Source organism: Herpetosiphon gulosus (assembly GCF_039545135.1).
In the GTDB taxonomy this organism is placed as follows: Bacteria; Chloroflexota; Chloroflexia; order Chloroflexales; family Herpetosiphonaceae; genus Herpetosiphon; species Herpetosiphon gulosus.
In genome coordinates this window covers 84,585-98,874 of record NZ_BAABRU010000014.1, presented here as the reverse complement: position 1 = coordinate 98,874, position 14,290 = coordinate 84,585, and the positions used below count along the sequence as shown (strand labels likewise).

The 14,290-nt window shown below is 50.5% G+C and carries 15 protein-coding genes; 1 reads left to right on the top strand and 14 read right to left on the bottom strand.

The features are described from left to right. Positions 1-199: 199 nt before the first annotated feature. The 8 genes from ABEB26_RS18875 to ABEB26_RS18840 all read right to left on the bottom strand — a co-directional run bounded on the left by ABEB26_RS18875 (position 200) and on the right by ABEB26_RS18840 (position 7,684). The gene (locus ABEB26_RS18875) at positions 200-2,104 is read right to left on the bottom strand and encodes a VWA domain-containing protein (RefSeq protein WP_345723593.1); all 1,905 of its coding nucleotides are present in this window, start codon (positions 2,102-2,104) and stop codon (positions 200-202) included. A 9-nt stretch (positions 2,105-2,113) separates the two neighbouring features. Further along, positions 2,114-2,674, bottom strand: coding sequence for a YcxB family protein (locus ABEB26_RS18870; protein WP_345723592.1), 561 nt, complete (start codon positions 2,672-2,674; stop codon positions 2,114-2,116). Between the two features lies 1 nt (position 2,675). Then, entirely contained in the window at positions 2,676-3,041 is a 366-nt protein-coding gene (locus ABEB26_RS18865) for a hypothetical protein (protein ID WP_345723591.1), read from the bottom strand. 14 nt (positions 3,042-3,055) lie between these two features. Beyond that, complete coding sequence (locus ABEB26_RS18860) at positions 3,056-3,940, bottom strand: DUF58 domain-containing protein (RefSeq protein ID WP_012187812.1); 885 nt, start codon at positions 3,938-3,940, stop codon at positions 3,056-3,058. A gap of 27 nt (positions 3,941-3,967) precedes the next feature. Next, entirely contained in the window at positions 3,968-4,693 is a 726-nt protein-coding gene (locus tag ABEB26_RS18855; protein ID WP_345723589.1) for a DsbA family protein, read from the bottom strand. After that, positions 4,690-5,679: an AAA family ATPase gene (locus ABEB26_RS18850; protein ID WP_345723588.1), complete on the bottom strand. Its 990-nt coding sequence runs from the start codon at positions 5,677-5,679 to the stop codon at positions 4,690-4,692. Before ABEB26_RS18850 ends, ABEB26_RS18855 begins: the two co-directional genes overlap by 4 nt. A gap of 94 nt (positions 5,680-5,773) precedes the next feature. After that, a complete protein-coding gene (locus ABEB26_RS18845; protein ID WP_041303822.1) occupies positions 5,774-5,968 on the bottom strand; it encodes a hypothetical protein in 195 nt (64 codons plus the stop codon). Positions 5,969-5,977: 9 nt separating this feature from the next. Continuing rightward, complete coding sequence (locus ABEB26_RS18840; RefSeq protein WP_345723587.1) at positions 5,978-7,684, bottom strand: coiled-coil domain-containing protein; 1,707 nt, start codon at positions 7,682-7,684, stop codon at positions 5,978-5,980. Between the two features lie 334 nt (positions 7,685-8,018). Here ABEB26_RS18840 and ABEB26_RS18835 point away from each other — a divergent pair, with 334 nt between their 5' ends. Further along, positions 8,019-8,519 carry an FKBP-type peptidyl-prolyl cis-trans isomerase gene (locus ABEB26_RS18835; RefSeq protein ID WP_345723586.1) on the top strand — a complete coding sequence of 167 codons (501 nt, stop codon included), beginning with the start codon at positions 8,019-8,021 and terminating at the stop codon, positions 8,517-8,519. A gap of 184 nt (positions 8,520-8,703) precedes the next feature. Here the strand turns inward: ABEB26_RS18835 and glpB are convergent, their stop codons facing one another. From glpB to ABEB26_RS18805, 6 genes are all read right to left on the bottom strand, one after another. Then, positions 8,704-9,909: a glycerol-3-phosphate dehydrogenase subunit GlpB gene (gene glpB, locus ABEB26_RS18830; protein ID WP_345723585.1), complete on the bottom strand. Its 1,206-nt coding sequence runs from the start codon at positions 9,907-9,909 to the stop codon at positions 8,704-8,706. 1 nt (position 9,910) lies between these two features. Continuing rightward, the gene (locus ABEB26_RS18825; RefSeq protein WP_345723584.1) at positions 9,911-10,690 is read right to left on the bottom strand and encodes a hypothetical protein; all 780 of its coding nucleotides are present in this window, start codon (positions 10,688-10,690) and stop codon (positions 9,911-9,913) included. Beyond that, a complete protein-coding gene (locus tag ABEB26_RS18820) occupies positions 10,690-11,661 on the bottom strand; it encodes an ABC transporter ATP-binding protein (protein ID WP_345723583.1) in 972 nt (323 codons plus the stop codon). The genes ABEB26_RS18825 and ABEB26_RS18820 overlap by 1 nt, the downstream gene beginning before the upstream one ends. A gap of 10 nt (positions 11,662-11,671) precedes the next feature. After that, positions 11,672-12,517, bottom strand: a complete 846-nt coding sequence (locus tag ABEB26_RS18815) for a hypothetical protein (RefSeq protein WP_345723582.1) — start codon at positions 12,515-12,517, stop codon at positions 11,672-11,674. Between the two features lie 9 nt (positions 12,518-12,526). Continuing rightward, positions 12,527-12,901, bottom strand: a complete 375-nt coding sequence (locus ABEB26_RS18810) for an NADH:ubiquinone oxidoreductase (protein WP_345723581.1) — start codon at positions 12,899-12,901, stop codon at positions 12,527-12,529. Positions 12,902-13,012: 111 nt separating this feature from the next. After that, the gene (locus ABEB26_RS18805; protein ID WP_345723580.1) at positions 13,013-14,239 is read right to left on the bottom strand and encodes a cellulase family glycosylhydrolase; all 1,227 of its coding nucleotides are present in this window, start codon (positions 14,237-14,239) and stop codon (positions 13,013-13,015) included. Between the last annotated feature and the right edge of the window lie 51 nt (positions 14,240-14,290).

The following is a 14,290-nucleotide window of genomic DNA, read 5'->3' as shown; positions in this document are numbered from 1 at the left end:
GGCATCGGGAGCCTCTCCATGAACAGCTTGCGCCAGCAAACGCCGAACTGTTGAATGTTTCGTTTCAGACTTCAACTGAATAGCATGAACGCTAAATCATCAGATTGGGTTCCCTCACCCCCATTTTTCGTGTGAAACCCTTGCGCTAAACTCCCCTCTCCCGCAGCAGTGGGAGAGGGGTTGGGGGTGAGGGCTTTCTTTAGGCCGCGCTGCGCCGCGCATTCCACCACAGTTTGAGCCGTGTGAAGGCGCTACGTTGGGCAAATACCCATTCGATCAACACAAAAATGAGTGCGGCCAAGGCCAACCAACGCCACCACTCGGCACGGCCTGCTTTGGCTTGGGTGGTTTCGCTTGAGCCAACTTGACCACCGCCAATTTGGGCGACATCGAGCACTTGAACCGGGGTGATTTTGGCTTCGCTTTCACGATAGGCATTGACGACGTAGCGCTGCGTTTTACTGACCACACCATCGCGTAGCAATTCGACGCTATAAATGCCAGCTTGGTTCATTAAACTGCCATCGAAACTGATTAAGCCATTGTTTGGCGTGGCTTCGTGGGTTTCACCATTGGGCTGAATCAAGCGCACGCCGCTAATATCGTTGGTTACTGCAAAAGCTAATTCTTGATCAGGCGGCAAAATTGCTGAATCGCCACCAGTGCCAGGTGCTAAATAGCCCACCAAATTGGCAATCAACAACGGAAACGAGATATTCAAAGGCAAATCAGAATCGTGGGTGTCGAAGCCAAGCACCGCAATTCGTCGCCCATCAACCTCGCCTGCAATCAGCAACGGGCCTGCCGCGCTATCGATCACCGTATGCGCCCAAGGGGCATTTTCAATCCGCGCCGATTTCAAAATATTGACTTCGCCCAGCTCAACGTTGCGCAACAACGGGTCGTCGGTTGGCGCAGGGCGAGGCACTGGTCGATCCAAACTGCCAGTCACCGAGAAATATTCGGTTGAACGATAGGGCGCGATAAACAGCAAATTACCAGCAGGTAATGGCTCTGGCAAGCTAGCATCAAGTACCGTCAACAAGGCCGTATCGGTGAAGGTGGCGGTTTCAGTCAGATAGGCGGAAACTTGCACTCGTGGCATCAAGCCCAAGGCCGTAGCTAAAAAGCGATTACCTGGCGTAATAAAACGCACCGGAATTGCATCGCTTGATGGTCGAATCGCCCAAGCCACATCATCGCTGGGCAAGCTATCACTACCATCAAGCCGCGCCTCAACCGTGGTGGCGGTTGCTGGCACATCGATATTGACGGTTTGATCTTGGCCGGGCAAAATTTCGAGATCATAAGCATTGAACAACGTGCCATTGAGGGTTACCAACAAACGTCGTGTAACCCGCTCTTGGCCTTCATTGGTGACGCGAGCAAAGAAGGTCAAAGTACCTGGTGCTAGTTCGTTCAAGGCAATTGCTGCAATCGCTTGATTGTTATTGCTCGTGCCAACTGGGAAATAACGAATTTTAGCAGGCAAGGTGGCGCTCATTGGCACGGTGACTTGACCATCGGTCAAAATTGCCACTTCCGATTCTTCTTCGCGAGCCGCCAATGCCCCCGCCAAACTCAAGGCTTGCGACATATCTGAGCCGCCACCCAAACGCAATTCGATGCCTTCGATTGCATCGCGAATCTCGCGGCGGTCGGTGGTGGCAGCAGCAGGCACATCAAGCTCGCCGCCGATGGCCATAATGGTAGCGCGAGCGCCATCGGGCAACTGATCAACCAAGCGAATTGCCTCAGCTTTAGCGGCCTCAAGCCGATTGGCAGCAACATCGGTAGCACCCATCGAAGCCGAACGATCGATAATTACAATGAGATTTTGCCCACTAACCCCAACTGTTTCGCTAAACGGTCGGGCCAGTGCAAACGCCAAGAGCAAGGCAATTAGCAATTGCAACCAGAGCAACCAATTATGGCGGAGGCGTTGCCACGGCGCGTTGGCCTCAACATCGCGAACCAATTGATTCCACAAAAAGGTTGACGAAACCGTGCGTTCCTCGCGGCGGAGGCGCAAGATGTACATGGTCACAATTCCCGCCAGAACCGTGCCGCCGGCGATAAACATTAATGGTGCAATAAATCCCATACAATCTACTCACTCTGCTAGCTGTGCGTCAGCATGATATTGGGCGAATTGTTGCAACGCTATCTGCTGATCGGCTGGCGATTTAAATGCTCGCTTGGGAATAACAACCACTCGATTGTTGTGAGTAACCAGAATAATATGTTCGGCCTCATCTAAAATAGCCTGAATAAAGAGCCATTTAAATTCGACACTCGAAAATTCGTTTATTTGCTGGACATAGGTCGGATAGACTGTTAATCTGACTGGCGATTCAAAATTGGGTTTTTCAAGTTGATAATTTTTTTTGAAATAATCCAAGGTGAATTCGCGCATGTCGCGATTGGTATAAATTACCCAAATTCCAATTAAGATTAAGCCGAATACAATCAGCCATACTGATAGTCGATCGAATTGAAACAATGCAGCAACGAAAAATGCCAACATACCTATACCTAAAACGTAGAATAATAGCACATAATAGCGATTTAAATTAAGTGCTTCTTGATATTTTGGTATATGCTTAAAGATTGATAAATTAGCTTCCTGATAATCGTTAAAATTAAGTTGATAATTTAATTCAGTTGGTTGCATATCAAACCTTATGTTTTACCGAAATAATCGTATCGCGTGGACCAGCCTGGGCTTCAGCCTGGCGAATTTTGGCTTTGGCCTCAGCATCGGGTAGCATATTGCCTGCATCATCAACAATTGATACATAAATGACTTTAGATGCTTCTTGACGATGGCGAGTTATTCGTGGATCGTCTATGACTTCATCACGTTCTAAATAGTCAATATAACGAATACCACGATAACAAGAAAGTAAACTAGCAATAATTAAGATAACGCCGATCCATGAACGGCTCTGTTGAATTACCAAATAGAGACCTGTAATACATAATATAGCTGTTAATGAATATACAAACGTCCTTAAATGTTTAAATTTATGTTTCTCCATATTCTCCTCTAACTCTAACGTACAATTTGGCGTTCGCGTAGCACTGAAACCAGCAATGATTCCAAAGGCAAGCTGGTATCAACAAAAATATAGTTGATACCGCGAGTTGTGCAAAAATGCTCAACTTCTTCGCGCCATGCCTGCAAGCGTTCAACGTAACGCTGCAATAAATCGAGATCAGCGCTGACATCAAGCGATTCGCCACCCTCAACATCGAGCAATTTCAAATCACCCTCGAATGGTGGGTTCAGCTCATCAGGCGAGAGCACATGCAGCACCGTAATTTCAAATGGGCGGCGGCCAAGCGTGCGCAAGGCTTCTTCCCAATCGGGCGTGAGCAAATCGCTGCATAACAACAATGGCCCCGCCACCCGCGCCGTTTGAATATAGCGGCGGCTGGCTTGCAACAGGCTCGTATTGCCGTTGCCCTTAAGTCGATTCAGCAAATTGAATAATGGCGGTACACCAGCCCGTCCGCGCCCTGCTGGAATCCGTTGCTCGTTGCCACCCCCAAAACTGGTGACTTGCGCTCGATCAAGGCTGGCTAAGGCGATGTAGCCTAACGCGCCCGCTGCCTGAGCTGCATAGCGCAACTTGTTTGGTTCGCCCCAATCCATCGAAGCGCTGGTATCAATCAGCAGGTGGAGGGTAATTTCTTCTTCAGCCACAAACAGCTTGAGAAAGAATTTCTCCAAACGCGCATATAAATTCCAGTCGATCTGGCGAAAATCATCGCCTGGCGTGTAGGGCTTGAAGTCGGCGTATTCAACTGACGAGCCACGGCGCGGCGAACGGCGTTCACCTTGCATCTGGCCAGCAATATTGCGGCGCGTCAGCAGCGCCAAACGATCCAATTGTTTTAAGAATTGTGGTTCAAATAGCGCTGCTTGTTCGCTCATTGCAACATCTCCACACTCAACCAACGATTATTGATTTTGGTTTGCCAAGGCAATTGCGGCATCGAAGCCTTCAATTGGGTATGCCCCAGGAATGATGTAGTTGCCGATGAAGAAGGCTGGTGTGCCGGTTGCTTGGGCTGCCACAGCCTCAGCAGTTTCAGCATTGACCTGGGCTAAAACGGCTGGGTCGGCTTGGCATTTGGCAAAGGCTGCCGTATCCAAGTCCAATTCTTCAGCATACTTGAGCATCACGGTTGGCGCTAAATTTGGATCAACGCCCCATTCACTGGCGCGAACAAATAAGATGTCATACATCTCCCAGAACTTGTTTTGATCCATGGCACAGAAGCTAGCAACTCCAGCGGCTGGCGCTGAAGTATGGCTTTCCACGGCGATATAGTTGCGGAACACATAACGCACCATGCCAGTATCAATATATTTAGCCTTCAGTTCGGGGAAAACCGACACATGATGGCGTTGGCAGAAAGGGCATTGGAAATCGCTATATTCAACAATCGTTACTGGCGCGTTAGGATCGCCCATTGAGCGTTGATCGTCAGCCGGAATTTGGGCTGGCTTAGCCAAGGGAATAAATTCGCTAGCAATGCCCAACGAATCTTGGGCTGCTGGTGGGGCTGGGGTTGATGGCACGATGGTTGGACGAATGCTGACTTGGCGGCTACTATCGGATTCGTAGCTACCACAACTGGCCAGAGCAAGGGCTAAAATGATTAGGGCAATACGGCGGGTCATGCTTCTTCCTTAATTGATTCCAAAATGCTATTGACAATACTTTCGCTGTTAACTCCCTCAGCTTGACCCTCAAACGATAAGATAATCCGGTGGCGCAGGGTTGGTGTGGCCATTTCGCGCAAATCACGGAAGGCAACGTTGGTGCGGCCATCGAGTAAGGCTGCAATTTTGCCTGCCAAAATCAACGCCTGCATCCCGCGCGGGCTGGAGCCATAGCTCACATAGCGCTTAACTTGCTCGGGGGCAAGTGGGCTATCGGGGTGAGTTGCGCTAATAATTCGCGCAGCATAGCTCAAGACATGGGTTGCAACCGGCACCGACCGCGCCATTTGTTGCAATTGAATCAAGGTAGCGCCATTGATCACTTTTTGCGGCTTAGCTTGATCAGTCCCCGTGGTGCGTTGGGCGATCTCCACTAATTCTTGGGGTGATGGAAACGGCACATTGATTTTGAAGAAAAAACGGTCGAGCTGCGCTTCGGGCAATGGATACGTGCCTTCCATTTCAAGCGGGTTTTGGGTTGCCAGCACAAAGAATGGCTCTTCGAGCTTGTAACTGGTGCGGGCAACACTGACCGTATGTTCTTGCATTGCTTCGAGTAGCGCCGATTGAGTTTTGGGTGTAGCGCGGTTAATTTCATCGGCCAGCACAAGGTTAGAGAAAATCGGCCCACGTTGGAAGCGGAATTCTTTCTGACCTTGCTCATCTTCGGCGATAATCGTTGTACCGATGATATCAGCAGGCATCAAGTCGGGGGTAAATTGAATTCGGCTAAATTGGCAATCGACCGCTTCGGAGAGCGTGCGAATCAAGGTTGTTTTGGCCAAACCTGGCACACCTTCAAGCAACGCATTACCGCCAGCCAACAAGGTGATTAATGTTTGGCGGATTAAGGCACGTTGCCCGACAATCACCTTGCCAATTTCAGCTTCAATGGCAGCAGCAGTGCGCCGGAACATTTCAGCATCGCGTTCAGTGTATTGCATCCAAACTCCTTATCAACAAAAGGCTATAGGTCTCTGAATCATACCTGATTCAAGCAAGAACCTATAGCCTTGAACCTAAAACTCTTGCTCTTCGCTACGTGAGTTGTGTTGTGGCATAAACGAGCAGAGCAATTGTGGTGAGCAAAAAGCCCATCCAGCCGAGCGCAGTAACAGCAAACGAAATCGTCATTGCACGTTGGCTGATGTTGAAGCGTCGCGTTGCGACCAACAGTGTCCACATACCGCCTGCGAGAAGGCTTAGAAACACTAACTCAAGGGCTAGAAACATAGAATCCTCTTACTGTTCCAATTGGTTAAAGTAGTCGCGGATAAAGTTTTTCAATTGTGGTGGGATGTATCCGCTATCCACCGCCCGCCCTGCCGATTCTTGGTAGTCAGAGCCAGCTTGATTATAGGGCACTTGTGAGCCATTGGCGATCCCCGGGCCAGTGCTGCCGCTTGGTTGGCTGGGCGCATTACCACTACCATTGGGCTGGCCGCTCACACTACTTGGGTCATTGGCAGCGCCTGGTTTCCATGGTTGGTAGACGAGGCCTTTATCGTTGCCAGTGCCAGGGAAGTCGCGATCGTTGCGGCCTGTACCATTGCCACTGCCATTGCTGTTGCCTGAGCCAAGATTGCTGGATTGGCTACCACCACCACCTTGACCCTGGCCCTGGCCTTGACCTTGACCCTGGCCTTGACCTTGACCCTGGCCTTGACCCTGACCTTGACCCTGGCCTTGGCCTTGCTGACCTTGTTGGCCTTGCTGACCCTGCTGACCTTGTTGACCCTGCTGACCTTGTTGACCAGCTTGTTGATTTTGTTGGCCTTGTTGACCTTGTTGGCCAGCTTGTTGATTTTGTTGGCCTTGCTGGCCAGCTTGGGCAGCTTGGTCACGGCTATTTTGCACTTCACTCAAGGCCTGTTCAACACCTTCTTGATCTTGTAATTGCTCAGCGCTTTGGCTGGCTTGGTTGCTGGCCCGTTGCAAAGCTGAGCGAGCATCGGCAAGGTTGCCGTTGCGTAAAGCGCTCGCAGCATCGCGCAACGATTGAGCCAATTCAGGATTAGTTGCCGCAGTTTGGTTGGCTTGTTGTTCAAGCGCATTGGCCAATTGCTCACGCTGCTCAGGAGTCATCTTCTCAGCATCTTGGGCGGCTTGTTCCAACTCTTTGGCGGCATCACTGGCTTCAGGGCGTTGCTCTTGGTTGGCTCCACGCTGGTTTTTCAAGGCTTGGGCTAACTCTTGCAACGAAGCTTGACGAGCACTGGCACGTGAATCCAAGCGCTTTTGCAATTGCTGCTCGGTGCGCGAGATTTTAGCCAAGGCATCTTCGCGTGAGCCAGTATTTTCGCGCAAATCCTTGGATAATTCAGCTAATTGGCGATCCAATTCAGCGCGTTCTTCAGGCGAAAGCGTTTCGTCTTTGGCAATTTCTTCACGGGTTTGGTCGATGCGGTCGGCAATCCGTTCGAGATCGGTTTTGACGGCCTCGCGTTCAGCCAAAACAGTGCTTTGGGCATTCGGCAATACAGCCGAAGTAATGCCTAGCACAAGGAACATTGTTGCCAAACCCCACCACAAGCGATGTTTGCGCGGTGGTGCAACCCGAATATCCTTGGCATTAGCGTTACGGGCTTTATCGAGTGCATCATTATATTGAACATCATCAAGTGGCCCGCGATCATCGCGTTTGTGCAATTCGAGCGCAGTCGAGAGCCGTTCGCGCAAATCGAGTTCGAGATCGCTACGTTGGGCGATGCGATTGCTCGATTGTGGGCGTAGCGCTACAACCAGTAAGGCAACGAGCCAAACCGCAAAAGGCACTAACGACCATAATGTCCAGTTGGGAATTGGGAAGAGCCGACCAGCACCTTGGATTAAGGCAAAGCCAAGCGCCGGTAGCCAAAATGTACGACTCAGCCATTGCAATGTATCGGCAAGGCGTAAGCGCCGCCCGAAGGGGCGTAGCAGGTGAACAATCTCAGTTGGTTGTGCCATACCTAATCTCCTTCGCCGCATTATACACGACTCATGTGCTGAGTGAGATTAATATTTGGCGACAGTGAAGTTAACTGCCGCTGACAATTGCATATAAAAAGGGTATCGACAGAAGCATAACGACGAATAATGCGGCTGAAATTTTGTCTGACAATCGTTCCATTGGGAACCCCCTTTGTGTTTGCGTATCAATATAACGTCAACCATGCATAGATTGTTCCACGCCCTATCCTAGAAGATTGCCAACGCTTTGAAAATGATGTAAAGCTGATGAATCCGTGAAGCAAGGTATAATAGCGGCGTTTGGTTTCAATTTGTGATGAAAGGGCTTTCCGTGAAGCGTATTCTTCTTTCGATGTTGGTTGCAGTGAGTTTGATTGGCTGTGGTGAGATTGCTCGCCCCGAAAACCCCACCGCTATGCCAACCTCAGCAACGACTGGCGTAGATATTTCAGATGTTTCGGCAGTTATTCCAGCGCTGCCCAATGGTTTAGAAGTTAAGCAAACTGCCAGTGGCTTGCGCTATGTGGATATTGTAGTCGGTAGTGGCCCCGAAGTAACCGCTGGTTCAACGGCTGAGGTTTTTTACACTGGCTACCTTAAATCCGATGGCTCACAATTCGATTCAAATGTTGGGGGCCAGCCATTTGCGGTTGAAGGTGTTGGCGGAGCAATGGTCATCACGGGCTGGAACGAAGGATTGGTTGGCATCAAGCAAGGAGGCAAACGCCGCTTGATTATTCCTTCAGCCTTGGCCTATGGCGAGCAAGGTCAGGGGACGATTCCAGCTAACGCCGATTTGGTGTTTGATGTCGAAGTTATGACAGTCCGCTAAAGAACATTAGGGTGAGGGACTAGGGTTCAGGGGCTAGATTTAACCCAGAGGCGCAGAGTGGAGTATGGCTATCGGCTATCGGAGATTGGTTGGAATATCAAAAGCCAATAGCCTATTTTTGTAATCCAAACTGATCCCTGGCCCCTAGCCCCTGAATCCTCGACTCTTAACTGATCCCTGCCCCCTAGCCCCTGAACGCTCGACTCTCAAAGCCAAAGGTCGCGCTGGCAAGGGCTAAACCCTCAACCCAGCGTTCGCGAATTGGGTCGCAGCCAGCCAAGGCTGCCCCAACCACTTGCACATTTTCAGCGATTGGCTGCTGTTCAGCATCAATTGGCTGAAGTTGTTGATTAACTGCAATGCCCGATGTGAAGAGTTGATGTTGGGCATGCACATTGGCCTCGAACCATTGATCACGCTGGTTGGGTTGCTGAACTGGCAAATTCAGCGCTGTTTCACGTAAGCCATTGGGATAATCGGCGCGTAATCCACCACCGCCAATGCCACCAGTTGCCAAAATATAGTGATCAGCAGTATGGCGCTGTTCGCGAGCCGCCGCCGCACTATAGACCGCAACCAAGCGCCGATCGACAAATTCGCCGCGAATAACCTCAGCATTCAGTTGAATTCGCCCATTCAACCGCTCTAATTCCGTCATCAACATGCGTTGCAAGCGTAATCCGGCCACATTGGTCGGCAGGGTTGGCACTTCAGCCACCAAACATCCTAAGGCTGTTTGCAACTCATTGATGATGCTGGTGGTGTGGCTGATGCCAAGTACGGCGGGAAACAGCAGTAGTTGAGCATCACCACGAATCTGATCGATCTGCTTGATCAGGGCTTGGCGAAAACTAGCATGTTCGCATAAACGCGCCAAATTAGCGCTATTGAAATCTCGGGATCGTTGGCTAGGAGGCATGGTTAAGTAGCAACCACGAGCGGCAAGGCCTTGCTGGGTAAGTCGTGCTGACAACAAGGGCGGGAAGAAATCGCGTAATTCGCGGAAGCCTAGCACCAACACCCGATAACTGCTGATGATTGAGCGTTCAGCATTGAGCATGGTTAATGGTACGGCGTTGGTTGGTCGCCATGTACCGATTGCTGTTGGCAGCCAATAATGCTGCTTTAAGTTGGCAACAAACCGATAATCTTGCTGTTGGCTGAATTTAAGCCAAGCGTGAGTTGCTGGTTCAAGTGCAGTTTGGAGTTTGGAGTAGGGATGATCTGGGTTGGTTGGTTGTTGCGGCACGAGATCAAGGCAACCGCTGCTCCATGGCAAGGTTCCTTGGCCTTTGGCCAGTAGGGTAACCTTGCGGCCTGCTTGCGCATGCAAGATTGCGCTCCACAAGCCAGCAAGGCCTGCGCCAATCACCAACACATCAGCTTGCACCTTAGGCTCCTAAAATAATATCGCGCCGTTCAAAGGCAAAAAAGCCAAACGCACTCACCGCAATTAATAGCGCAGCCTGACCAGCTAAAATTGCCAAGGCCTGATTCAAATTGCTTTCATAGGCTTGGCGCGTAACCGCTAGTTCAAAGCCTGCAAACAATGGGGTTAGCGGAATGCCAACGATCGTGCGAATTGCTGCCAAAATTTTGCCAAGGCTGCCATTTGGATCAAAGGTATTGGTGAAAATATCGCTGGTACTCAACGAAGCCAAGGCAATTACCGCCAAAATGCTCAAGCGCCAGCCTTGCGATAACACCAAACTTGAGAGTAACAGCACTAAGGCAGTTACCAAAGCAATATCTAAAATTAGCGGCAAGGCTCCCGCGCCCCAAATCACTGCATCCCACAAGACGGGCTTGTTGATGATGGTGACGATAATAGTACAGAGAATTAAATTAACCAAGCTCATTAAAAAGGCGACTAAAAAGAGGCCAACTAAATAGCCTTTGCGACCTAATGAGCGAGCCAAAACCACATAGCCTTGCGGTCGATTGCCCAGGCCTGCCATCATCGTTGTGGTGAAAATTGTCTGACAGAGCACAAAAATGGCGGTCATGCCAAAGAATTGAGTGGCGGTAAGATGCGCCTCAACATTGGGTTTGCGTAGAAATACATAGGCAAAAATAATTAATGCCCCTAGCTCAACCAAAAAACGCCCTGTTCGTTGGTATTCGCTCCAAATGAAGCGTGTCCAAGCCCAAATTTGTCGAAGTTTTGCCATTATTGCTGCTCCTCGCCAGCTAACAAACTATCCAGAATAGCCAGCGGCGCTTGGGGCTGCATTTCAGCTGGTGGTTCTTTACCAGATACAACGTGCAAATAGAGATCGCGCAGATTGCCAAGGCTTGGTTGCAATGAAGCCACGGTATAACCTTCGTCAAGCAATAATTGCAATAAACGCCCTTGCAAGGTTGGGCTATTTTCGGGCACAGTGATAAAGCGATCATCACGCACAATGCTTGGGTCGATCGAACGTAGGGCAAAATCGAGCGCATCGGTTGGGGTTTCTTTAAGCGTGATGACTACGCCGTTCGTGCCAGTTAGTTGGGCTAAATCGGTTTCAGCAGCAATTGCACCATGCACTAAAATGCCCACCCGATTACAGACTGCCTCAATCTCATCAAGCTGATGCGAGCAGATCAAAATCGTATGGCCATGACTGCGTAAATCCAGCAAAAGATCGCGCATTTCAAGTTGACCTTGCGGGTCGAGGCCCGATGATGGCTCGTCGATCAGCAGCAGTTGCGGGTCGCTAAGCAAGGCTTGGGCGATTCCGACGCGCTGAGTCATACCCTTGGAATAATTGCGCATCCGCCGATCAGCAGCCTCAGTTAAACCAACCAATTCGAGCAAATCGTTGATCCGGCTGGTGAGGCTGGCTCCGCGCATGCCAGCAAAATTGCCCATAGCAGTCAGATATTCGCGGGCACTACAGTGAGTGTGGTAGCGTAGGCGTTCAGGCAAGTAGCCAATTTGACCATGCATGGCAGTGGGTGTTTTGCCAAAAACCTCAATTCGGCCACTATCGGGGTATAAAAAACCCATGATTAGGTGAATTAAGGTCGATTTGCCTGCGCCATTGGCTCCTAGCAACCCATAAACCTGACCTTCTTGCACCAGCAAATTGAGTTGGCGCAAAATGGTTGTCGTATCAAAACGTTTGACGATTTTCTCAAGCAATAAGGCAGTCATCGCTTCTCTCCTACAGCCAACGCTGCATCGCCACCAAGACAATTCCGCTCAGCAAGGCTAAAGGCAAGGCGCGAGTATAACACCAACGTAAGCTCTCACTCAAGGGTTGGCGCACAGTTGAACCATTAATATAACGGCCAACTCCCGCCAAGGCCAAGGTAGTAGCGATGGTCAAGGCCACATGCAACGACCAATGCAAGCCTGCCGTGATTGGAAAACCCAAAAGTGGAATCAAGCTTAACAAGACGGTCGCACGAATCGCCCGGCCCCATTGGGCTAGCTCGGCACTAGCGCGGTTGAGTTCGGCTTCGGGGCCGCCTGGGGTGAGGCTCCAATCGTGGGCAAATGGCCCCCAACCAAGCGCCACAGGCAAAGCCATGGCCGCTGCGATTAATGCCAAAAATCGCGCTGGCACAATATTCCACTGCCAATTATCGCCTGTCCAAAGTGCCACCCCCAACGCCAACCAAAGCACAATTCGGCCTGCGCTGCTGAGTTGGGCCTCGCGCATGGCGGCCCGCACGCTCGAAGCAGCCAAACTTTGTAAGCCAGGCATCAGTGCTAGCATAAACGAGGTTTCGAGCAAAGCCCACGCCAACCATAATTGTCCCAAACGGGTTGTTGCCAGCGGCGAGCCGGCCCATGGCAAAAATGCTGGGGCAATTAGCGCCAAAAGTGCTGCTAGGGCTAGATTGAGCGAGGTTTTGCCCTGCAAGGCTGCTAAAAAACCACGGCTTAAGCCACCCCCAGGCGCATGCAACTTGGTAATTCCAATCACGGCAAGGGTTAACAACATTGTGGTGAGCAAACCAGGGTAGAGCAACGCAGCAATCAATTGTTGAAGCAATGTATTCATAAACGACCTTTAGTGTTTGGCGGTACGGGCATTGAGGGCTTGGACAATTCCGGCCTGAATTGCTGCAACCGTCGGCGGATCGCCGTCGATTTTGGCGGCTACTTGAATTTCTGGTAGCTCGGCCAGCCCACCACGCCCAAACGGATGCCCATCGATGCTGGCGCGACCTAAGGCAATTAGTGGGGCACGATCAGCAATAAAATCGCGCCAAACGTTCATTAAAGCTGGGCGCAACAGCAGTGGAATTGGCCCAGTCAGTACAAAAATATCAGCATGAGCCGGAGTTGCGGCCCATGTCAAGTTACGGGCGCTCCGAATAGCCTCAGATAAAATCCGAACTTCGATGCCAGTTGAGCCAGCATTTAGGTGATAAACCGCAATCACGCTGACCTCCATTGCGTATGAAACCGCGTGCTAGTATACCAGAGTCTTGGCGGCTGTGGCATAAGGTATGCGATTCGGCATAGAGCAACAGTTCTATGCCGAATCCAACGTTTAGCGGCCTTCCTCGGTCTTGACGGCGTTAACAAAGCCTTGAATTTTTTCAAAGACTGGCCGTGGACTCCAATCGGGGTTGAGAATGCCGAATGAGGCGGTTTGATCAAGCGGATCAGGCGAAGTTACCGCAAAATTGAGGTTCCACACAAACATGGTGGCGACCCATGGGTAATCGCGGCGGGTCATTTGTAGTGCATCAAGCACATATTGGCCTTGTTGTTCAAAGCTAATTTCGTTGCCATATTCATAGCCTGGGCTGGTGTTTTGGGTCGCCCAGCCAAACTCAGTCACCCAAACTTGATAATCTTGCATGCCATATTTATCCATCAAGATTTTGAGGTTTTCGATATGGCGGAAGTAGTGGGTTGGGCTTTCGAGCCAGCCTGGACCTGGGCCTGGTTGGTCGGGCCATAACGTATCTGGTGGATTGTATGAAGGTGAAGGATGGAAGCCTACACCATCGATATGATCTTTGAAAATGCCATCTTTGTAGCTAAACATTTGCTCAAAGTAGGTCAGATCGTCGATCGCCGCTGGTGAATCACCAGTTGAAGTCAATGCTCCTGAAATGACAAAGGCTTCAGGATCGATCGGTTTGATCCGATTGTAGGCTTCGACCAAGAGATCAACATATTTGGCAGCGTCGATCGACTCACGTGAACCACCATTTTCATGATCAAGATTTTGCTCGTTCCAAATTTCGTAGGCTTGGACTTTGCCTTTGTAGCGCACAACCAAGGCCTCGACGAAATCGCCAAAATCTTTGATGTTATCGGGCATGCCATTGGTGCCATCGGCGCGTGCCCACGATGGCGAACGCACAATGCTCAGCAGCACTTTGATATTTTTGGCGTTGGCATCAGCAACGATTGCATCAAGCTCGCCCCAGCCAAAGTTGCCTTTTGGGCCTTCAATATCTTTCCATTGAATCTGTTGGCGCACCCAATCGAACCCAGCATTGTTCATTAAGGTCAAGGCGCGATTACGATCAGTGTAGTACAGTTGCGCCGCTGCGCCATATTGCAAATAGGGCAATTGCAAAGGATTGCCCGTGGTCATTGGCGGATTGCTGTCAGTGGTTGGGGCAGCAGTTTCGGGCGTAACCGTAGCCGCCTCAGGATTGGTTGGTTGGGTAGTGGGCGCACTATCGCCACCACAGGCCGCCAAAAGATTAACGGCTAGCAAGCAGACCATGGCGGCACTTAACCAGCGTGATTTAGACATATCAAACTCCTCGTCAGACAACAACACGAAGATCACAACACTGGTTTCAGA

What these genes read in the sequence shown, in the direction of transcription:
- ABEB26_RS18875 (WP_345723593.1), bottom strand. Translation starts at nt 2,104, where the DNA reads ATGGGATTTATTGCACCATTAATGTTTATCGCCGGCGGCACGGTTCTG.
- ABEB26_RS18870 (WP_345723592.1), bottom strand. Translation starts at nt 2,674, where the DNA reads ATGCAACCAACTGAATTAAATTATCAACTTAATTTTAACGATTATCAG.
- ABEB26_RS18865 (WP_345723591.1), bottom strand. Translation starts at nt 3,041, where the DNA reads ATGGAGAAACATAAATTTAAACATTTAAGGACGTTTGTATATTCATTA.
- ABEB26_RS18860 (WP_012187812.1), bottom strand. Translation starts at nt 3,940, where the DNA reads ATGAGCGAACAAGCAGCGCTATTTGAACCACAATTCTTAAAACAATTG.
- ABEB26_RS18855 (WP_345723589.1), bottom strand. Translation starts at nt 4,693, where the DNA reads ATGACCCGCCGTATTGCCCTAATCATTTTAGCCCTTGCTCTGGCCAGT.
- ABEB26_RS18850 (WP_345723588.1), bottom strand. Translation starts at nt 5,679, where the DNA reads ATGCAATACACTGAACGCGATGCTGAAATGTTCCGGCGCACTGCTGCT.
- ABEB26_RS18845 (WP_041303822.1), bottom strand. Translation starts at nt 5,968, where the DNA reads ATGTTTCTAGCCCTTGAGTTAGTGTTTCTAAGCCTTCTCGCAGGCGGT.
- ABEB26_RS18840 (WP_345723587.1), bottom strand. Translation starts at nt 7,684, where the DNA reads ATGGCACAACCAACTGAGATTGTTCACCTGCTACGCCCCTTCGGGCGG.
- ABEB26_RS18825 (WP_345723584.1), bottom strand. Translation starts at nt 10,690, where the DNA reads ATGGCAAAACTTCGACAAATTTGGGCTTGGACACGCTTCATTTGGAGC.
- ABEB26_RS18820 (WP_345723583.1), bottom strand. Translation starts at nt 11,661, where the DNA reads ATGACTGCCTTATTGCTTGAGAAAATCGTCAAACGTTTTGATACGACA.
- ABEB26_RS18815 (WP_345723582.1), bottom strand. Translation starts at nt 12,517, where the DNA reads ATGAATACATTGCTTCAACAATTGATTGCTGCGTTGCTCTACCCTGGT.
- ABEB26_RS18805 (WP_345723580.1), bottom strand. Translation starts at nt 14,239, where the DNA reads ATGTCTAAATCACGCTGGTTAAGTGCCGCCATGGTCTGCTTGCTAGCC.